The 19163-nt window shown below is 75.1% G+C and carries 22 protein-coding genes; 8 read left to right on the top strand and 14 right to left on the bottom strand.

From position 1 onward, the window contains the following. Positions 1-8 precede the first annotated feature (8 nt). Positions 9-1370, bottom strand: a complete 1362-nt coding sequence (locus ITJ40_RS00975) for an MFS transporter (protein ID WP_194665183.1) — start codon at positions 1368-1370, stop codon at positions 9-11. 143 nt (positions 1371-1513) lie between these two features. Between ITJ40_RS00975 and ITJ40_RS00970 the strand changes: the two genes are divergently transcribed. Beyond that, positions 1514-2194, top strand: a complete 681-nt coding sequence (locus ITJ40_RS00970; protein ID WP_194665181.1) for a hypothetical protein — start codon at positions 1514-1516, stop codon at positions 2192-2194. Between the two features lie 252 nt (positions 2195-2446). Here the strand turns inward: ITJ40_RS00970 and ITJ40_RS00965 are convergent, their stop codons facing one another. Continuing rightward, on the bottom strand, positions 2447-3238 hold the full coding sequence (locus ITJ40_RS00965) for an anti-sigma factor (RefSeq protein WP_194665179.1): 792 nt from the start codon (positions 3236-3238) through the stop codon (positions 2447-2449). Then, positions 3235-3741, bottom strand: coding sequence for a sigma-70 family RNA polymerase sigma factor (locus ITJ40_RS00960; RefSeq protein ID WP_011931510.1), 507 nt, complete (start codon positions 3739-3741; stop codon positions 3235-3237). The genes ITJ40_RS00965 and ITJ40_RS00960 overlap by 4 nt, the downstream gene beginning before the upstream one ends. A 192-nt stretch (positions 3742-3933) precedes the next feature. On the opposite strand from ITJ40_RS00960, the gene ITJ40_RS00955 reads away from it, so the two are divergent. Beyond that, entirely contained in the window at positions 3934-4626 is a 693-nt protein-coding gene (locus ITJ40_RS00955) for a YceI family protein (RefSeq protein WP_194665178.1), read from the top strand. Positions 4627-4711: 85 nt separating this feature from the next. On the opposite strand, the gene ITJ40_RS00950 is transcribed toward ITJ40_RS00955, so the two are convergent. The 4 genes from ITJ40_RS00950 to ITJ40_RS00935 form a co-directional block, all read right to left on the bottom strand. Continuing rightward, on the bottom strand, positions 4712-5086 hold the full coding sequence (locus tag ITJ40_RS00950; protein ID WP_043583103.1) for a PH domain-containing protein: 375 nt from the start codon (positions 5084-5086) through the stop codon (positions 4712-4714). A gap of 71 nt (positions 5087-5157) precedes the next feature. Continuing rightward, positions 5158-5826 (bottom strand): SDR family NAD(P)-dependent oxidoreductase, encoded by a 669-nt coding sequence (locus ITJ40_RS00945; protein ID WP_194665176.1) that lies wholly within the window; start codon positions 5824-5826, stop codon positions 5158-5160. Positions 5827-5898: 72 nt separating this feature from the next. After that, positions 5899-6408 carry an HIT family protein gene (locus tag ITJ40_RS00940; protein ID WP_370531957.1) on the bottom strand — a complete coding sequence of 170 codons (510 nt, stop codon included), beginning with the start codon at positions 6406-6408 and terminating at the stop codon, positions 5899-5901. Beyond that, positions 6405-7016: a TetR/AcrR family transcriptional regulator gene (locus ITJ40_RS00935; RefSeq protein ID WP_194665175.1), complete on the bottom strand. Its 612-nt coding sequence runs from the start codon at positions 7014-7016 to the stop codon at positions 6405-6407. Before ITJ40_RS00935 ends, ITJ40_RS00940 begins: the two co-directional genes overlap by 4 nt. 33 nt (positions 7017-7049) lie before the next feature. Between ITJ40_RS00935 and ITJ40_RS00930 the strand changes: the two genes are divergently transcribed. Then, positions 7050-8069, top strand: a complete 1020-nt coding sequence (locus ITJ40_RS00930; protein ID WP_228511700.1) for a DMT family transporter — start codon at positions 7050-7052, stop codon at positions 8067-8069. Here the strand turns inward: ITJ40_RS00930 and ITJ40_RS00925 are convergent. After that, positions 7970-8548: an AAA family ATPase gene (locus ITJ40_RS00925; RefSeq protein ID WP_194665173.1), complete on the bottom strand. Its 579-nt coding sequence runs from the start codon at positions 8546-8548 to the stop codon at positions 7970-7972. The two genes, ITJ40_RS00930 and ITJ40_RS00925, sit on opposite strands and share 100 nt — an antisense overlap. 79 nt (positions 8549-8627) lie before the next feature. Between ITJ40_RS00925 and ITJ40_RS00920 the strand changes: the two genes are divergently transcribed. The 4 genes from ITJ40_RS00920 to ITJ40_RS00905 all read left to right on the top strand — a co-directional run bounded on the left by ITJ40_RS00920 (position 8628) and on the right by ITJ40_RS00905 (position 13077). Beyond that, the gene (locus ITJ40_RS00920) at positions 8628-11117 is read left to right on the top strand and encodes a glycoside hydrolase family 95-like protein (RefSeq protein ID WP_194665171.1); all 2490 of its coding nucleotides are present in this window, start codon (positions 8628-8630) and stop codon (positions 11115-11117) included. A 5-nt stretch (positions 11118-11122) separates the two neighbouring features. Continuing rightward, positions 11123-11932 (top strand): GNAT family N-acetyltransferase, encoded by an 810-nt coding sequence (locus ITJ40_RS00915; RefSeq protein ID WP_370531956.1) that lies wholly within the window; start codon positions 11123-11125, stop codon positions 11930-11932. A 252-nt stretch (positions 11933-12184) separates the two neighbouring features. Further along, on the top strand, positions 12185-12676 hold the full coding sequence (locus ITJ40_RS00910) for an FBP domain-containing protein (protein ID WP_194665169.1): 492 nt from the start codon (positions 12185-12187) through the stop codon (positions 12674-12676). Between the two features lie 62 nt (positions 12677-12738). Then, positions 12739-13077, top strand: a complete 339-nt coding sequence (locus ITJ40_RS00905; RefSeq protein ID WP_087197920.1) for a YnfA family protein — start codon at positions 12739-12741, stop codon at positions 13075-13077. Between the two features lie 112 nt (positions 13078-13189). Here the strand turns inward: ITJ40_RS00905 and aroQ are convergent, their stop codons facing one another. Further along, positions 13190-13780, bottom strand: a complete 591-nt coding sequence (aroQ, locus tag ITJ40_RS00900) for a gamma subclass chorismate mutase AroQ (protein ID WP_194665167.1) — start codon at positions 13778-13780, stop codon at positions 13190-13192. Positions 13781-13943: 163 nt separating this feature from the next. Between aroQ and ITJ40_RS00895 the strand changes: the two genes are divergently transcribed. Beyond that, positions 13944-14942 (top strand): hypothetical protein, encoded by a 999-nt coding sequence (locus tag ITJ40_RS00895; protein ID WP_194665158.1) that lies wholly within the window; start codon positions 13944-13946, stop codon positions 14940-14942. Here ITJ40_RS00895 and ITJ40_RS00890 read toward each other — a convergent pair. The 5 genes from ITJ40_RS00890 to ITJ40_RS00870 all read right to left on the bottom strand — a co-directional run bounded on the left by ITJ40_RS00890 (position 14929) and on the right by ITJ40_RS00870 (position 19096). Beyond that, complete coding sequence (locus tag ITJ40_RS00890; protein ID WP_194665156.1) at positions 14929-15072, bottom strand: hypothetical protein; 144 nt, start codon at positions 15070-15072, stop codon at positions 14929-14931. The two genes, ITJ40_RS00895 and ITJ40_RS00890, sit on opposite strands and share 14 nt — an antisense overlap. A 64-nt stretch (positions 15073-15136) precedes the next feature. Further along, positions 15137-15793, bottom strand: a complete 657-nt coding sequence (locus tag ITJ40_RS00885) for an HAD family hydrolase (protein ID WP_194665154.1) — start codon at positions 15791-15793, stop codon at positions 15137-15139. After that, complete coding sequence (locus tag ITJ40_RS00880; protein ID WP_194665152.1) at positions 15790-17088, bottom strand: ROK family transcriptional regulator; 1299 nt, start codon at positions 17086-17088, stop codon at positions 15790-15792. The genes ITJ40_RS00885 and ITJ40_RS00880 overlap by 4 nt, the downstream gene beginning before the upstream one ends. Before the next feature lie 20 nt (positions 17089-17108). After that, complete coding sequence (locus tag ITJ40_RS00875) at positions 17109-18329, bottom strand: Gfo/Idh/MocA family protein (RefSeq protein WP_194665150.1); 1221 nt, start codon at positions 18327-18329, stop codon at positions 17109-17111. Next, positions 18326-19096, bottom strand: a complete 771-nt coding sequence (locus ITJ40_RS00870) for a ThuA domain-containing protein (RefSeq protein ID WP_194665148.1) — start codon at positions 19094-19096, stop codon at positions 18326-18328. The genes ITJ40_RS00875 and ITJ40_RS00870 overlap by 4 nt, the downstream gene beginning before the upstream one ends. Positions 19097-19163: the final 67 nt, after the last annotated feature.

The following is a 19163-nucleotide window of genomic DNA, read 5'->3' as shown; positions in this document are numbered from 1 at the left end:
GGAAATGGCTAGGCGACCGGGGCCGTAGGCGGAGGGTCCACCGCGGTGAGCGAGGCTTCGGAAGCGGTGGACTGCACCGCCTCCGCCTTCTTCGCGCGCACCAAACGGATCGCGGCGCGGCCGGACGGCAGGGAGATGGCGACCGTGATCACGACGACCGTGATGATCCCCGCCGCCACCAGCAGCTCCTGCACGCGGAACACGTCGGCGAGCGGGCCGAACGCGACCGCGCCGATCGGGGTCGCGAGCGCCATGACGATGCCGACGTAGCTGAAGACGCGGCCGTGCATCTCGGGCGCGACCGTCTCCTGCACGAGCGTCATGAACGGCGCCGAGAACAGCGGCACGAACAGGCCGATCGCGAACATGAAGCCGTAGAACACCCAGAGGTTCGGGCTGAGGCCGAGGCCCGCGGTGAAGATGGCGAAGCCGAAGCAGCTGACGAGGATCAGCGTCATGCGGTCGGACTTCGCGAACAGCGTCGACACGAGCGCGCCGCCGCCGAGCATGCCGACGCTGAAGGCGATCTCGAGCACGGTCACCATCCACACCTCCGTGCCGTAGGTGCGGGCCACGAGCAGCGGCGTGATGAACGACGGCGCGACCGTGAGCAGGAAGATGATCGCGAAGACCACCAGCAGCCAGCGCACGACCGGGTCGCCGCCGATGTAGCGGATCCCCTCGACGAGGTCCTCGCGGTACGTCGACGTCTTGTCGGCGATGGACGCGAGCGTCGGCACGGCCACCGAGAGCAGGAACGCGATGCCGATCGCGGCCGTGATCGCATCGACGAAGAAGAGGGGCACGAGGCCGTAGGCGGCGAAGATCGCGCCCGCGGCGGCCGGCGCGAGCAGGGCCATCGCCGACTGGATGGTGCCGAAGATGCCGTTGATCCGGAGCAGCTGCTCGGGCGGCACGATCTGCGGGATCATCGCCTGCACCGCGGGCGTCTGGAACCCGGCGCCGACGGAGCGCACGGCCACCGCGAGCAGGATGATCCAGAGGTCGGTGACCCCGTTCATCATCAGCAGGGCGAGCGCGAGCGTGACGATCGCGATGGTGCTGTCGGACACGATCACGAGCACGCGCCGGTTCATCCGGTCGGCCAGGGTGCCGCCGAAGATCGAGACGATGCCCTGCGGCAGGAACGCGCACACCGCGTAGAGCGCGACCGCGAGACCCGAGCGGGTCTCGAAGGTGACGTACCACATGACCGCGTACTGGACGAGCATCGAGCCGAACAGCGAGACCGTCTGGCCGCTGAGGAAGAGGGTCGCGTTGCGCTTCCAACGCGCGGCGACGACGGCCGCGTCGGCGTCGCTCATCGCGGGCGCGTCGGGCGCGTCTGCGTGCGCTGCCGGGTCGCTCATCGGGTCCTCGCCGCTCGCTTTTCCTCAGGTGTGGGACGCCAGGTTACGGCGCGGCGCGGGCGGCGCGCCAGGGGTGGGGCGGGGCCTCCTGCCGGGCCTCGGAAGATCCGGCTGCCGGCTGCGAGGCGCCCTAGGCTTCGGTCATGGACTGGAGCGTCGCCGGCCTGCGCGGAGCGGGCTTCGAGGGCTTCGTGCAGTTCGACCGCGCTGCGGACGACGCTCCGCAGGCGAGCGGCGTCTATGTGGTCGTCCGGCCGGCCCTGACCCCTCCCGCTTTCCTCCCCGTGAGCCCAGCCGGATGGTTCAAGGGAGGTGATCCGTCGTATCCGCCCGAGCGGCTCGAAGCCGAATGGGTGGCGGGCAGCGCCGTCGTCTACGTCGGCAAGGCCGGGCGAGCGCCGGGTAGCCGACGTGGACTCCGAGCACGGCTCCGGGAGTACGCGGCCTTCGGATCGGGAAAGGCCACGGCGCATCGCGGGGGACGTGCGATCTGGCACCTCGACGACGCCGCGCAGCTGCTCGTCGCATGGCGGGAGACCGCACCTGCGCGCCGGGCGTCGGATGAGGAGAGCGAGATGCTCTCCGACTTCATGGCGCACCACGAAGGGCGCCTGCCGTTCGCGAACATGCGCGGACCGTCCCGTCGTGGCCCGACTGCCCGACTAGACGCTCGCGAGGGTGTCCGGGTCGAGCATCACGCCGTGACGGAGGAACGACGGGAGAGCGCGCTCCGGCTCGACGGGGATGTCGTACAGGCCACTCCCGAAGGTCCACGGCGGTTCGACCCGGAACTCCTCGGCGGCGACCCACGCCGGGACTCGTAGACCCTCCTCGAGGAGGCGATGCTCGACGAGAGCGGCGATGGCAGCGTCCCAGCACCGCTCCCCCGTGGTCTCCGGCCTGGCCGCCCCGATGACCGCGCGAGCCTCGCCGTGCGCAGCTGCGAGATCGTCGGCGAGCTGGATGAAGTGGCGCACTGCGTGGTCGCGCCTCCCCTGCGCCAGGCACTCCGCGATGTATGCGGCCACCTCGGCGGCAGCGGATCGGCGAACGAGTCGGCTCATGGGCACCGGAGCCTAGAGGTCGCGGCTCGCCAGCACCACGTCGGAGTCGGAGGGGGTGATCTGCACCGTGCGAATCCGATCCGTCGGGAGGCTCGAGGTGGCCGCGAGCAGCCGCGACTCCGCCTGGCCAGCGCCCCAGGTCGCGACGACCGTGCGCGTGCCGTCGTCCTCGATCGCGACGAGGTCGTAGGCGCCCTGGCCGACGCCGCCGCCCGCGTACTCGCAGCTCCAGTCGAAGCGCGTGCCCCACGGCTGCGGAGTGAGGGCGAGCTTCGCGGTGACGCCCTCGTCGAGATCGGAGCGCATGCTCACCGCGTCGGGGGGCAGGCCCTCGGAGAGATCCCCGGACGGGTCCCCGGCGGGCGAGGAGGCGGCCGGGGTCGGATCCGCGACGGGCCCGCTCACGCCGGCGCGGAGCGCGGAGCCGAGGCCCGCGCCGCCGACGAGGAGCACGACGGCGGCGGCCGCGAGCAGCCACCCGCCCGTGCGGCGGGACAGCGGCAGGCGCGCGGGACCCGCGAGGGGTCGCCGGCGACGGCGCGGCACCCGGTGGGCGGATGCGTCCAGCGCCGGCGCGACGGGCTGCGGGACGGCGGGGGCCTCGGGCTCGTCCATGAGCGCGATCGCCTCCTCGACGGGGAGCATCCGCAGCACGCCGGGCAGGCCGGAGAGCTCGGCGAGGGAGCGCATGCACGCATCGCACCCCTCGAGGTGGGACTCGAAGAGCGCGCGGTCGGTGGCGCTCAGGCTGCCGAGCACGTACGCGGCATCCCACTCGTGGATGTCGTCGGCGCGGTCGTTCATCGGGTGACTCCTCGTTCCTGCAGGGCGAGACGGAGCGCCTTGAGCGCGTAGTGGAGGCGGGACTTGATGGTGCCGGGCGGGACGCCCTCGCGTTCCGCCGTCTCCACGACCGTGCGGCCCAGGTGGTAGCAGCTGACGACCGCGCGGCGGTGCTCGGCCGAGAGCGACGCGAGCGCCTCGGCCACGAGCAGGCGGTCGATGATGGCGTCGGAGGCGTCGGCGACGGGATCCTCCGGCAGCACGTCGGTCGGCGTCTCGCGGCCGCGCCAGGCGCTGCGGCGGTCGTCGATCACGAGGTTCCGCACGACGGTGAAGAGCCAGCGCCGGGCCGACTCGTCGTCCTCCGCGAGGATCGCCGGCGAGCGCCAGGCCCGCAGCAGCGCCTCCTGCACGACGTCCTCGGCGAGCGCCGGATCCCCCGTCAGCCGCAGCGCGTACCGCTGCAGCGCAGGCGCGTGCGCATCGTGCAGCGCCCGCATGCGGGCCGTGCTCTCCGTGGTCATCCGTGCCTCCTCCTCCCACGACGAGACGGACGGCCGGATGGTTCACCGCTCCCGCGAATCATCGCAGGCGGACCCGCGAACCTGGCAGGACCCTGAGCCCGTGAACGTTCCTCCTCGCTGGTCCGTCGTCCCTGATGTCGGCGCAGCCTCTCGCGGCGATCAGATGAGCACCATCCGGATCAGGAGACCCCCATGCAGAAGAAGACCAAGATCATCCTCGGCACGAGCGCGGCCGTGGTGGTCGTGCTCGGTGTCAGCGCCGCCGCGTTCGGCCCCGCCTTCTACCGTGACGTGATCGTCGGCGCCCCCGCGGCCGCCCCGTCCGTCTCGGCCGCCCCCGCCGACTCCACGCTCGACACGAGCGACCTGTCCGGCGAGTGGCAGATCGGCACCGGCAGCACCGCCGGCTACCGCGTCGCCGAGGTGCTCAACGGCACCGACGTGACCGTCGTCGGCAAGACCGAGGACGTGACCGGATCCATCACGGTCGACGGATCCACCCTCTCGGCCGCGACCGTGAAGGTCGACGTCGCGAGCATCGCCACCGACGCGGCCCCCCGCGACGAGTACTTCCGCAGCACCGCCATGGAGGTCGCGAAGTACCCCGACGCGACCTTCACGCTGACCCAGCCCGTCGACGCGGCCGTGCCCGCCGACGGCCAGGTCGCGACGGTCCAGGCGACCGGCGAGCTCACCATGCACGGCGTGACGCAGACCGTCACCGTGCCGCTGCAGGCCGCGCTCTCGGGCGGCGGCGTGCAGGTGAGCGGATCCATCCCCGTCACGTTCTCCGACTACGGCGTGCAGGCCCCGAGCCTCGGCTTCGTGAGCGTGCAGGACACGGGCACCGTCGAGTTCCTGGTGTCGGCCACGCCGACGAAGTAGGCGTCGGGGCGGCCATCGAGGCCGCGCAGCCGAGGGGAGGGGGAGCGCATCCGGGTCGCTCCCCCTCCCCTTCGTCGTGCCTGCGTCAGTGCGCGTGCAGCACGGCCCAGGCGATGAGGCCGTCGATGCGTCGGATGTCCGCGCCCTTGCCGAGCTTCACCTTGATGTGGCCGGCCCGCGTCCAGAGCTCCAGCTCCGCATTGAGGTCGAAGGTGCCGGCGTTCTCGGTCGACCACATGTTGATGGCGCTGTAGGGAAGCGAGTACAGCTCCACCTTCTTGCCCGTGATCCCCTGGGCATCGCGCACGATGAGGCGCTTCGTCGTGAAGGTGGCCGAGTCGCGGAAGGTGCGGAACGAGGCGACGGCCTGCTCCCCCTCCACGAGCAGCTCGTGCACGTCGGCGGGGACGGGGATCTCGGCGGCGAGGGTCCAGGTCAGGAGGGGTGCGGTGGCGTCCATCCTGCGAGCATCCCAGCCGGGCGCCGATCGCGCAGGCCCCCGTCAGGGCGACTCGCGCGACCGGTCGCTGCCTACTCGTCGTCCATGTCGGCGGCGAAGCGGCGGAACTCGCCGCGCTCCTCGTGCATGGACCAGAGGGTGTCGGCGAGGGCCTTCGGGTCCTTCTTCGGGTGGCCCGGCGTGATGGCGCCGGGGATGATCAGCTGGCCCACGTGGATCCCGTCGTCCGCCAGCGCCTCGTGGATCATCTGCCCGTAGGCGCTCTCGCCCGCGAAGGCGATGGAGGTGCCGGCGTACTTCGGCAGCGGCTGCACGGCGGTGCCGCCGTTTATGAACAGGACGGTCCCGCGCCCGAGCACGCGCATGCCCTGCAGCACCTGGTGCACGGCGGCGACGGGCGCCTGGATGGAGAACTCGAACGCGCCGACGAGGTCGCCGGGCGTCGTCTCGAGCACCGGCCGCAGGAACTCCTTCTGCGGCAGCGGGCTGTACTGGAGCACCTCGACGGGCCCGAGCTCCTGCGCCGCCCGGTCGAGCGCGGCGGCGAGCGCCACGTGGTCGCGGACGTTCGCGGCGTACCCGCGGGCGGTGATCCCCTCGTCGGCGAGCGTGCGCGCGAGCTCGTCGACGCGCTCCTGGCTGCGCGAGACGAGCGCGACGGCGAAGCCCTCGGCTCCGAAGCGGCGGGCGACGGCGGCGCCGAGGCCGGCGCCGGCCCCCACGATGGCGATGGTGGTCATGGTTCTCCTCCTGCGGATCGGACGGATGGCACGGCCGGGCGTCGGGTGCGCGCTCGGCTCGTGCCTCCGACGCTAGGCCGGGTCGGGCTGCGGCGTCCGGGTCTCAGGATCTCCCCGCCGACGAGCGGACAGCTCCTCGCGCAGCAGGCGCGCGAACGGCAGGCGCTCCTCGGGCGACGCGAAGCCGGGCAGCGGCGCGGATCCGTACAGGTCGTCGCCCTCCGCGCGCGGGAAGACGTGGACGTGGAGGTGCCACACGTCCTGGCCGCCCGCCGTCTCGTTGTGCTGCCGGATCGAGATGCCCGCGCAGCCGTAGGTCGCCCGCATGGCGACGGCGACCTCCTGCACGAGGTCCATCACGGCGTGCAGGTCGGCGGGCGCCACGGAGTAGAGGTCGCGGACGTGGATCCGCGGGACGACCAGGGCATGCCCGCGGTTGCGCGGCCACCAGCGCGGCGCGATGACGGCGATCGCCCGTTCGCGCTCGGCCACCACGTCCTGCGGCAGCGGCGCGACCATCGGCGCGTCGCCGAGCAGCGCGCAGAACGGGCAGGGCGCCTCGTCGTCCACGGGCCCGCTCACGAGGGCGACCTCCCGAGCAGCGCCCGGGCCGCGTCGCGCGCGACCGTCATCGGGTGCGCGAACGTGCCCATGCCGAGCGTCACGAGGCCGCCCTCGTAGATCAGCATCAGCATGCGGGAGGTGGCGGCCGGATCCGGCACCGCGGCCTCGCGGCACAGGTCCAGGAGCAGCTCGAGCAGCCACGCCTTCTGCCGCATCACCTCGGGCAGCACGTCGTGGCCGTCGTCCTCGTCGCCGAGGTCGCCGGCGCCGAGCTCCGCGCGCGCGTTGATCGCGCTGCAGCCCTTCGGCGTGTTCGCATCGGCCCAGGTGATGGCCGCGTCGAACACCGCCAGCACCCGGTCGATCCCAGGCTCCGGCGTGCGGGCGAGCCGCGCCGCGAGGTGCTCGCGCCACCGGGCGTCGCGGTGCTGCAGGTACGCGACCACGAGCCGCTCCTTGGAGCCGAAGCGGTCGTAGATCGTCTTCTTGGTGACGCCGGCGGCGGCGGCGATCGCGTCGACGCCGACCACGTGGATCCCCCGCGCGTAGAAGAGCCCGGACGCCGCGTCGAGCACGCGGCGGGCTCCGGGGGTGAGCGGGGCGAGGTCGGGGACGGCGGTGCGCATGCGACGAATATACCGGTCTGTATAGTCGAGCCCATGACGAGTAGACAGATCGGTATACCTCGGCGGCTCGTGACGGTCGTCGCCGCGACCGGGTTCGTGCTCGCGTGGAGCGCGGGCTTCCTCATCGCGGCGATCGGCACGGTCGAAGTGGCCGCGACGACGCTGCTCGTCTGGCGGTTCGCGCCGCTCGCCGTGCTGCTCGTGGGTCTCGTCGTCGTGACGGGCGCCGCCCGCGGGATCGCCCCGCGGATGCTCGGCCGGCAGGCGCTCATCGGCGCGTGCGCGCAGCTCGGCTACTGCGCCTTCGTGTACGCGGCGATCGGCGCGGGCATCGCCACCGGGACGACCGCGCTCATCGACGCCGTGCAGCCGCTCGTCGTCGCGACGCTCGTCGGGCCGCTGCTCGGGCTGCGCGTGCGCGGCGCGCAGTGGGCCGGGCTCGCGCTCGGGGCCGTCGGCGTGGTGCTCGTCGTGCGGTCGCAGGCGGGGGCGGCGGATGCGGATCCGGTCGCCTACCTCCTGCCCGCGGCGGCGATGGCGTGCCTCGTCGCCGGGACCTTCCTCGAGCGCCGGTCGTCCGGCCGGCCTCCCGTGCTCGTGACGCTGACCGTGCACGTCGTCGTCACGGCGGCCGCGCTCGTGGTCGCCGCGCTCGGGACGGGGACGCTGGCGCCGCCCGCGGATCCCGCGTTCTGGATCACGACCGCCGTCGCCGCCCTCGTGCCGACCCTCGCCGCCTACGGGCTGTACTGGTGGCTGCTCGAGCGCGTGGGGATCACGGCGCTCAACGCGCTGCTGTTCCTGGTCGCCCCGACGACCGCGGCGGCGGGCGCGCTGCTGATCGGGGAGCGGATCACGGCGGTCACGCTCGCGGGCTTCGTGCTGTGCGGCGCGGGCGTCGCGGCGGTGCTGGTGACGGAGGCGCGGACGCCTGGCAGCGAGTCCGGGGGCGGCTACGCCGAGGGCGCCGACGCGTCCGCGGCCGGCAGCCCGCGCAGCCACATGTCGATGTCGCGGGTCGAGCGCAGCCGCACGACCCGCAGGTGCGGGTGACCGACGGTCGCGAGCACGACCCGCTTCCGCATCTTCGCGCGCCCCCGCCACCCCCACCGCACGATGTGGTCGGGGTCGGTGAGGACGGTGCGCAGCGGCGGCTCGACGTTGCCGTGCCACAGCGGCTCACGGCGCCAGCGGCGGACGACCGTGCGGCGGATCAGCCGTCCCATCTGCACCGTCACGGGCAGGTCGAGCCAGACGAGGGTGTCGGCGCGCGACGGCAGCAGCTGCCCGAGCTGGGTCGTGTACTGCCACTCGGTGACCCACGCGTCGCGCGACGAGAAGGCCTCGACGTCGTCGCGGAACGTGGGCAGCTCGGTCCAGCCGGGCCCGTGGAAGAGGGAGTCCATCTCGGTGTACGGGAGGCCCGTGCGCTCCTGGACGCGCCGGGCCAGCGTGGTCTTGCCTGCCCCCGCCGGCGCGCCGATGAGGATGCGCCGGGCGGGCGGATCCAGGCGCGCGAGAGGTCCGAGCATCCCGCGATCCTAAGGCGAGCGGGCGGAACGCCGTCGGGATGCACCCCCATCCTCCCTCCCGGCGGACGGACCCGGTACCGTGGTGCCGCCCACGGGCATGGACGCCGACCGGAAGGACCCGATCATCGGATCGCCCTCGCGCGACGACGCGCACCCCTCCCCCGTCTTCACGACCGCGACCGCGGCGCCGACCTGGGAGGAGGGCGTCGTGGTCGGCAGCGGACGCGTCGGCGCCGTCGCGCACGGGCCGGCCGACGCGATCACCGTCTCCCTCGCGCACGAGCGCTGGTTCCCGCCGGTGAACCCTCGGCCGCACGCGCCCGACCTCCGGCCCCGCATCGACGAGATCCGCCGCGCGCTCCTCGCGGGCGACTCGGACACGGCGACCGCCGAGCTGATGGCGGGCGCGCGGGACAGCGGCTACGGCGACGACCTCGTCTGGACGGATCCGCTCGGCATCTGCGCGACCCTCGTGATCCGCACCCCGGGCGGCGTCGCCGACATGCGGCGCACCATGGACCCGGTCGGCGGCGAGTCCGCGATCGCGTGGACCGACCTCGCGGGCGGCCGGCACGCGCTGCGCCTCCTCGCGCCGCGCGACGGGCTGGCCTGCTGGTTGGCGCTCGAGTCCGACCGGGACGCCGAGGCGGTCGTCGAGCTCGGCCTCGGCGCGGGGGACGCGACGGCGCTCGTCACGGGCGGGCCGGACGCGTCCGCCGCCGTGCGGGCGTCCGTGGCGGGAGGGGTGCGCGGGATCCTCACGGCCGAGGCCGGCGCGGGCGACGACGCGCTGCGGACGGTCACGGCGGTCGACGCGGGCGCACCCGGCGACGCGGGCGGCGCGTGGGTGGCCGACGGCGGATCCGCGCGCGCGACCGTCCGCACCGGCCCGGGCGCGACGCGGCTGCTGCGCCTGGCCGTCGCGACGGGTCCGGCCACCGCGGGCCCCGCCCCGGACGACCCTCCCGAGACGATGCCGGCGTGGGACGCCCTGCGCGCCGCCCAGCGCGCGACGCACGGCGCGCTCGTCGCCGCGTCCGCGCTCGACCTCCGCGGCGCGGCGCCCGCGGGCGGCATCGACGACGGCGCCGACCCCACGACCGAGGACCTCTGGGCCGCGGCCCGCGCGGGCGACCCCGCCGCGCGCCGCCGCGTCGTGGAGGTCGCGTACCTCAGCGGCCGCGCCGCGATCGTCTCCTCCACCGGCGAGCTGCCGGCCACGCTGCAGGGCGTGTGGCAGGGCACCTGGCGACCCGCGTGGTCGGCGGACTACACGCTCAACGGCAACGTGCAGAACGGCGGGATCGCGAGCCTCATCCCCACGGGCACGCCCGAGCTCGCGCGCACGCTCCTCGAGCTGGTGCTCCCCCACCTCGACGACTTCCGCGAGAACGCCCGCCGCGTCCACGGCGCCGAGGGCATGCTGCTGCCCGCGCGCATGTCCACGCACGGCCGGGCGGACCACTTCGACGCCGACTACCCCATGCCGTTCTGGCAGGGGTGCGGCGGCTGGATCCTCCGCATCGCCGCCGACATCGTCGCCACCACCGGCGACCGCGGCATCGTCGACGACCGGCTGTGGGAGCTCGCCCGGGGAGTGCTGCGCTTCGCCGAGACCGCCACCGTGCTGGTCGACGGGGTGCGCCGCCTCGTCCCCTCCTACTCGCCCGAGAACACGCCCGCCGGCGAGCGCGTCCCGGCCGCGACCGACGCGACCATGGACGTCGCGATCCTCCACGACGCCGCCCGCGCCACGGCCCTCCTCGGCCGGGCCCGCGGCGACGACTCCCTCGACGCGCGCTGGGCCGCGGTGGTGCGCGACCTGCCGCCGTACCGCGTGGCCGACGACGGCACGCTCGCCGAGTGGCTGGATCCGCGCTGGCCCGAGCGGATCGGGCACCGCCACGCGTCGCAGCTCCACCCGCTCTGGGACGAGGTGGATCCGGCGTTCGTGGGCGACGGGGACGCGGCCGTCCGCCTCCGCGCCGCAGCAGCGCGGACCGTCGCCGCGAAGATCGCGTGGCGCGCGGAGGACCCGACCGCGTCGCCCGGCCGGATGGTGATGGCGTTCGGCCTGGTGCAGGTGGGGCTCGCGGCCGCGGCACTCGGCGACGGCGCGTCCGCGCTCACGTGCGTCGAGTGGCTCGCCGTCGACCACTGGAGCCCCACCCTCACGACACGGCACGACGCCGGCCGCCTCTTCAACCTCGACGCGAGCGGCGGCCTGCCCGCGCTCGTCGCGGCGATGCTGCTCGGGTCCGACACCGCCGCGCTCGCGGTCCTCCCCGCGCTGCCGGCGGCGTGGGCGCGCGGATCCGTCACCGGGCTCCGCGCCCGCGGCGGGCTGGTCGTCGACCGGCTCGACTGGGATCCCGACGGCGCCGCGCTCGTCGTGCGGCGTGTCCCGGGCGCGGACTGGCTGGCGTCGCCGGGCGGCACCGCCCTGCGGCTGCCGCGGGCGGCGTCGGTGCGCGTGGACGGGCGGGAGCACGACGCCGGCGAGCGCATCGCGTTCGGTGAGGACGCCGTGCGCGTCGAGCTCGCCTGGCTGCCCGAGCCCGTACGGTGATCCCCGTGATCCCCGTGACCCCCGACGCCGGATCCGCCGCCGCCCTCCTCGCCGCCTACGACGCCCAGCTCCGCACCGACGCCGAGACGCCGAGCGCGCTCGACGTGCGGGTGCTCGGCCCGCTGCGCCTCGTCGTCTTCCCGGGCGGGCGCGGCTTCGTCACGTACGCCGACCTCGGCGGCCTCGACGAGGCCGGCCTGCGCGAGCTCGTCCCCGCCGCGCTCGCGCGCTACCGCGACGACCCCGCGATCGCGACCGTGGAGTGGAAGACCCGGGGCCACGACCACGCCCCCGGGCTCGACGGGATCCTCCGCGCGAACGGCTTCGTGCCGGAGGAGCGCGAGTCGATCATGCTGGGCGAGGCCCGGGCGCTCGCGGTCGACGTGCCGCTGCCCACGGGCGTGACGCTCCGGCGCATCACCGCGGAGGCCGACGTGCGGGCGATGAGCGCCATGCAGGCCGCGGTCTTCGGGGACATGGACTCCACCGACCAGGCCGACGCGATGATCCGCCGCCTCGGGCTCGACGACGGCATGGAGATGTGGGTCGCGGAGGCCGACGGGCGGATCGTCTCGGCGGGCCGGCTCGAGCCCGTCGCGGGATCCGACTTCGCCGGCCTCTGGGGCGGCGCGACCCTGCCGGAGTGGCGCGGCCGCGGCATCTACCGCGCCCTCACCGCGGCCCGCGCGCGCTCGGCGCTGGCAGCCGGCCGCACCCTGATGCACAGCGACTCGACCGACTTCTCCCGCCCGATCCTCGAGCGCTCCGGCCTCATCGCCTGCTCGACGACCACGCCGTACGCCTGGACGCGCTGACCCCGCCGGCCGGATCCGCAATCCCCCGCCCGGGGTACCGTTGCCGCGTGAGCATCACGAGCAGCACGGCGCCCTCTTGGCGTGGGGAGGTCGTCGGCGGCACGTCCGTCGGCACCAGGTAGCCACCGGATCCGTCGCCGCGCCCCGCGAGGGCCGGCCGCACCCGGCGTCCCGTCGATCCGCGAGGGTCCGGCCGCCGACCCTGACACCCATCTCCGCGGCACCGCCGCGACCCCGCACGAAGGGCACCACATGCTCCCCCTGACCGAATCCGCCATCCGCGCCTCCCTCGTCAACGCCTCGCAGCGCGAGCGGCGCGACATCCACCTCCCCGAGGGCTTCGCCGACCTCGCCTGGGACCGCCTCGACTTCCTCGGCTGGCGCGACCCCAAGGCGCCGCAGCGCGGCATCGTCGTCGCGCCCGTCGGCGACGAGCTGATCGGCGTGCTGCTGCAGCAGTCCGCGACCGCGCCGCGATCCCGCGCCCAGTGCACGTGGTGCCAGGACGTGCGCCTGCCGAACCCGGTCGTGTTCTACGGCGCGCGGCGGGCAGGCGCGGCCGGCCGCAACGGCAACACCGTCGGCACGCTCGTCTGCACCGACTTCGAGTGCAACGCGAACGTGCGGAAGCCCCGGCCGATCCCCTACCTCGGCTTCGACCCCGCGGCGGCGACGGCCCAGCTCATCGACGACCTGCGGAACCGGGTGGCGGCGTTCGCGGCGGACATCGCGTCGACCGCCTGACGGCGGCCTGACGGACTGACCCGCGCGTCCGCATCCGCGTCCGGCTCGGCCATGCTCGGAGCATGCTGCTGCGCACCGTGATCCTGTTCGCCCTCGCCGCGGTCGCCGAGATCGGCGGCGCCTGGCTCGTCTGGCAGGCGGTGCGCGAGGGCAGGCCGTGGTGGTGGGCCGGGCTCGGCGTGATGGCGCTCGGCGCGTACGGCTTCATCGCGTCGCTGCAGGCGGACGCGTCGTTCGGGCGGATCCTCGCGGCCTACGGCGGCGTGTTCGTCGCGGGCTCGCTCGTGTGGGGCGCCGTCGTGGATGGCTACCGCCCGGACAGGTGGGACGTCATCGGCGCCGTGGTCTGCCTCGTCGGCGTCGCCGTGATCATGTTCGGGCCACGCGGGCAGGGCGCCTGACGCGAGCGGGAACGACAGCGCGCGCCCACCCGGAGGGCGGACGCGCGCGGTTCGTTGGGTCGGCCGGGCCAGCGCATCGGGGCAGCGGGCCCGACCGGGTCGGTGGGCCGGCTCAGGACTCCGGCGTGCAGACGGTCGCGAGCGCCGTGCGGAAGGCCTTGCGGTGCGCGTCGTCGAGGCCCTGGCCGAGCTGGCCGCGGGCGTCCTTCAGGAGGTGGCTGCACGCCGGGTCGTCGAGCGCGACGGACGCGGCGCCGATGGCCGGGACGAGCCGGGCGTCGACCGCGTTGATGCGCGGGCGGACGCTCGTGGTGAGGTCGGGCGCGGTCGTCGGCGCCTGCGCGGGGTTCGCGCGCCAGAAGGCGATGAGCGCGTACTGCACCTGCTTGCTCGCCGTGATCTGCGCGCGCATGATGCGCTCGGCGGCGACCGGGTCGACCCCGTCGGCCTTCGCTGCGGCGATCGTGGCGTCGACGACGGCCTGCTCGCGCGCGGGATCCGCCACGGCCTTGCCCGACAGGTACTTCGACGCGGCCACGTCGTCGGCGATCTCGAGGCGGTCGAGCGCGGCGGAGGCGACGGCGGTGACCGCCTGCTGCTCCGCCGGGTCGCGCGGGCACGCCTGCGCGGGCGCGGCGGCGCCGAGGAGGGCGGCGAGGGTGACGGCGAACGCGGACGTGGCGAGCAGGGCGCGGCGGGGCATGGCGGATCCGTTCGTGAGGAGCGGGAGGAGGGGGCGAGCGCGGGTGTACCGGGTCGGGTGCCGTGAGCTTAGGCAGACGACGCGCCCGGGCGGTCGCGGGAGTCCACAGGCCGGCCCGATCGGGGGCGCGCGCCCGCAGCGGGCCCGTCGCTAGCGTGGACGGATGACGACGCCCGACGCCGCACCCGCATCCGCACCCGACGCGCGGCCGGATCGCGTGATCCGCGGCGTCCGCGGCGCGCTCCTCGCGTTGGCCGTGGGCGTCGCCGCCGCGGTGCTCGGGCTCCTCCCGTGGATCGTCGCGGGGTCGCGCGTGCTGCCGCAGGACCTGTGGGCGGAGGACGTCGCGTCGGCGGCCGACATGCCGATCGCGCTGCTGCCCTTCGACCCGTACACGGCGTCGCTGCTGGCCGCGGTGATCGTGGTCGGCGGCGGGATCGCCGGCACCGCCGCGCGCCTGCTACGGCCGCGGCTCCCCCGCGCGGGAGCCTGGCTGGTGCTCGCGGGGCTGCTCCTCGTGCAGGTCGTCGCCCTCGTGCAGACCGCGACCGTGACCGCGGACGGGCTCGGAGTCGACGACCCGCAGCCGGCCGGCGTCGACCGCACGGGTGCCGGCATCAGCGAGGCGCAGGTATACCTCGTGGCGTTCGTCGCGGGCACGATCGCCGCGATGCTCGTGGCCGCGGTCGTCGCCCTCCTCCTGGCGCTCGCACCGGCCGGGGTCGCCGTGGTCGCGGTCGCCCTGCCCGCGGTGCTGCTGGGCGGGTGGATCCTCGGCGCCGTGCCGCCCGTCGCGGGCTTCGTCCGGCCCCCCGGGCCGGCCCTGCTCGTCGTCGCGCGTTGGATCCCGCCGGTCGTGCTCGGCCTCGCCGTCGCCGCGACGGGGCTCCGCGGCGCCGGCCGCATCGTCGGCGCGGTGCTCGCGGCCGTCCTCCTCTGGCTCGGGCAGGCCGCCGTCACCGGCGTGACGTCGGCGCTCGGCTCCCGCGCCCTCCTCCGCTACCCGCTCGAGCTGGCCGACTTTGCGAGCGCCGTCTTCGTCGCGGCCCTCGGCCCGCCGGCGCGCGTGCTCCCGGAGCTCGCGGTCCTGGCCCTCGTAGGGGTCCTCGGCGCGCTCGTCGTCCGCGCGGTCCGACGACGTCGGGCGGTCAGCGCGGCGTGACCTCGTCCTCGTCGGCCGGCCGGTCGGGCTCGACGACCGCGGCACGGCGCGGGACGCTCCGCCGCGCGGTGCGTCGGAGGCACAGCGCCACGGCGGCGGCCTTCCTCATCGCGCGGCGGGAGGTCCTCATGCGGACGACGCCACGGGTCGTGTCGACGCCTGTCGTGCCCCGATCGCGGCGCCATCGGTCCGCGTCAGCCCGCGAGCCCGCGCACGAGCCGCGGCAGCTCGCGCATCTCGTCGAAGACGGTGGCGCCGGCATCGCGCAGGCGGTCGGCCGGCGTGAGGCCGCCCGCGTAGCCGAGCGCGCGCATGCCCGCGGCGACCGCGCCCTGCACGCCGTAGGGGCTGTCCTCCACGACGACGCAGCGCGCGGGATCCACGCCCATGCGCGACGCCGCCAGGAGGAAGAGGTCGGGCGCGGGCTTGCCGTGCGCGACCTCCGTGGCGCTCGAGATCCGGCCGTCGAAGCGCGGGAGCAAGCCCGTGCGCGCGAGGTTCGCGCGGATCTTGGGGTGGTCGCCGCTCGACGCCACGCAGGTCGGCAGGGTGATGGCGTCGAGCGCCTCCTCGATCCCGTCGACCGGACGCAGGTGCGTCTCGAAGGCGTCCGCGTACCAGTGCGCGTAGGGCGCGTCCCAGTCGTCGGCGAGGTCGCGGCCGAGGTGCGCGGCGACCTCGGCGGTGAAGGTCGCGTGCGACTTCCCGACGAACCGCTCCACGATCTCCTCGGTCGAGACGTCCCAGCCGAGCTCCGCGAGCACCCGCCGGTCGACCTCCACGGCGAGCACCTCGCTGTCGACGAGCACGCCGTCGCAGTCGAGGATCACGAGGTCGACGGGAGCGCTCACGCCGTCGTGCGCTCCGCGGCGCCGGCCTCGCGCATCACGGCGGACGGGTCCACGAGGACGCGCGCGAAGGCCAGCTCGGCCGCGCCGATCATCAGCCGGTCGGGGCCGAGGGCCGCGCGCCGGATCCGCAGGGCCTCGCGCGCGCCGGGGAGCGCCTGGGCGGTGGCGCGGGCGAGGATCCGGTCGGGATCCGCGGCGTGCAGCGACCCGAGGAACCCGCCGAGCACCACGAGCGACGGGTTGAAGATGTTGACGACGTTGCGCAGCGCCACGGCGAGGTTGTCGATCTGCCGCTCGACCTCCGCCGTGACGGCCGGGTCGCCCGCCTCGAGGGCCGCCGCGAGCACGTCGCCCAGCTCGTCGGCGCGAGCGCGCGGCAGGCCCGTGACCTCGAGCAGCGCGTCCTGGCCGACGGTGGTCTCGAGGCAGCCGACCGCGCCGCAGTGGCAGAGCTCGCCGCCGGAGTCGACGAGCGTGTGGCCGAGCTCGCCGCCGTAGCCCTCCGCGCCGCCGAACGGGCGCCGGCCGATGAGCACGCCGCCGCCGACGCCCGACGCGCCGCCGTTGAGGTAGACGAGGTCGTCGACGTCGCGGCCGGATCCGAACCGCCCCTCGGCGACGGCCGCGAGGCTCGCGTCGTTGGCGGCGAGCGCCGGGAGCCCGGTGGCCTCGGCGAGGAGCGCGGCGAACGGCTCGTCGACCCAGCCGAGGTGCGGCGCGAGGCGCACGAGCCCGCCGTCGAAGCGGACGAGGCCGGGGACCGCGACGCCGATGCCGAGCACGCGGGCATCGGGGCGGGTGGCGCGCAGGTCGACGCGCAGCTCGGCGATGATCGCGGCGGCGAGCCGGGCGGCCTCGGCGGCCGTGGGCACGCCGTCGGTGTCGCGGCGCACACGCTCCTGCACGACGCCGTCGAGGCCGACGAGCCCGACCGTGACGGCGTCGATCTCGGGGTTCACGGCGAAGACGACCACGCGCGGGTCGGCGGAGACGATGGGGCTCGGCCGGCCGACCCGGTTGGTGCCGGGCGGCTCCGACTCGACCACGAGCCCGAGCTCCTGCAGCTCGCCCACGAGCGCCGCGATGGTGGACCGGTTGAGGCCGGTCTCGCGGGTCAGCTCGGAGCGCGACGCGGGTCCGGTCTCGTGCACGATCTGCAGCACGGTCGCGAGGTTGGAGCGGCGGACGTGGTCGGGCGTGGTGCCGCGGGAGCGGGCGTCGCCGGCGGGCGGGATCTCGCGCGAGCGCGGATCCGGCGCGAGCGGCACGGCGCGGCCCGTCTCGTCGCCGGTCACTGGATCCCCACCCGATGAGGCTACCCGGCGGCGGCCGGGCGGGCGACGGCCGCGGCGCCCGCGACACCCCCGGTCGCCGGCGGCCCCTGGAGCGCCTCGCGCACGCCGCGCTCCCGCCATCCCTCGAGCCGCGCGCGCACGTCGTCGCGCCGCTCGTCGGCGAGCGCGGTCGCGTACGCGCGCTCGAGCACGTCGTCGATCGCGATCCGGCGGCCCGCGCCCTTCGACTCGATCGCGGCCTCCACCATCGCGAGGCTCATCACGTTGCCGTGCACCTCGCCGTGCGGCCGCTCGCCCGTGCGCAGCGCGCGCACGAAGGCGCGCAGCGACCCGGCGATCTCCACCCCCACCGACTCGACGGCGGCCGGCTCCGCGGGCGGGCCGTCGGGCGCATCCGGGATCTCGCTCGTGGGCGCGTGGTCCCCGTCCCAGAGCGCGGTGCCGTGCGCGCCGCTCACCCGCCAGGATCCGTTCCACGACGTCTCCGCGCCCGGGCTGCACCAGCTGCCCGTGTAGACGTACCGCACGCCGCCCTCGAACGCGAAGACCGCGGTGGCGCCGGCGTCGCCGCGGTACCAGCTCCAGGCGGGGTTGTAGGACTCGCAGTAGACGCTCACGGGATCCGCGTCGAGCAGGTACCGCACGGCGTCGAACTGGTGCACGGCCATGTCGAGCAGCAGCACGTCGTCCATCTCCTCGCGGAACCCGCCGAAGCGCGGGGCCTTGAAGAACTCGGTGGTGACGATGCCGACGCCGCCGAGGTCGGCCGCCCGCCGCTTCAGGGCGACGAGCTGGTCGTTGTAGCGGCGCGACTGGCTGACCATGAACAGCTCGCCCGTGATCTCCGCGGCCGCCGCGAGCGACAGCCCCTCGGCGACCGTGAGCGCGACGGGCTTCTCGCCGAGCACGGGGATCCCGGCGGACAGCGCCTGCGTGGTGACGGGGTGGTGCGCGCGCGGGATGGTGACGTCGATCAGCGCATCGGGCCGCACGCGCGCGAGCATCTCGCCGAGGTCGGTGCCCGCCTCGGCCGACGCCCCGTGCGCGGACGCGCCCGCCCGCGCCGCCTCCGCGTCGAGGTCGACGACGCCCACGAGCTCGACGTCGGGATCCTCCGCGATGGTCTGCAACCACTGCCGTCCCATGCCGCCCGCGCCGACCTGCACGACCCGCAGCCGCGCGCCGTCGGCGGGCGCGACGATCCGGTGCCCCGGGCTCGTGCGCTCATCCCCGGCCGTCATCGCTCGAGCGCCCCGGCGTAGTCGGTGCCGTCGTAGTACTCGCCGAGCTCGTAGCGCAGCAGCGTGGGGGTCTCGCGCCGGTCGGGCCGCGCCCACTCGCACGCGTTCGCGATCACGCGGCGGACGTCCGTGTGGTGGTACACGGGGAAGTCCTGGTCGCCGGGCGAGAAGAAGAAGATCCGGCCGAAGCCGCGGCGGTAGGTCATGCCGCTGCGGAACACCTCGCCGCCCGTGAAGCCCGAGATGAAGACGAGCTCGTCGGGCGTGGGCACGTCGAAGTACTCGCCGTACATCTCCTGCCCGTCGATGACGATCGGGTTCGGCACGCCGCGGGTGATGGGGTGCTGCGGGTTCACGGTCCACACGAGCTCGCGGTCGTGCGCGCTGCGCCAGCGGAGGGTGCACGTGGTGCCCATCAGGCGTGTGAAGATCTTCGACCAGTGCCCGGAGTGCAGCACGATGAGGCCCATCCCGTCGAGCACGTGCCGGTGCACGCGCGCGACGATCTCGTCGTCCACCTCGGCGTGGGCGGCGTGGCCCCACCAGGTGAGGACGTCGGTGCGGGCGAGCAGCTCCTCGGTGAGGCCGTGCTCGGGCTGGTCCATCGTCGCGATCTCGACGTGCGCGTCGGGCAGGTTCTCCTGCACGCCCTCGGCGACGGCGCCGTGCATGCCGGTCGGGTAGCGGTCGCGGACGTGCTGCTCGATCCGCTCGTGGCGGTTCTCGCCCCAGACGGTGACGCGGAGGGGGGATGCGGTGTCGGTCATGGTGCCTCTCGGAGGGTCGCGGGATCCGGGTCGCGACGACACCGCGATCCGCCGTCCCGCACGCATC

This window comes from Clavibacter sp. VKM Ac-2872 (assembly GCF_015351105.1).
GTDB lineage: Bacteria > Actinomycetota > Actinomycetes > Actinomycetales > Microbacteriaceae > Clavibacter.
The sequence above is the reverse complement of the archived record's forward strand: the minus strand, read 5'-3'. Positions and strand labels throughout refer to the sequence as shown.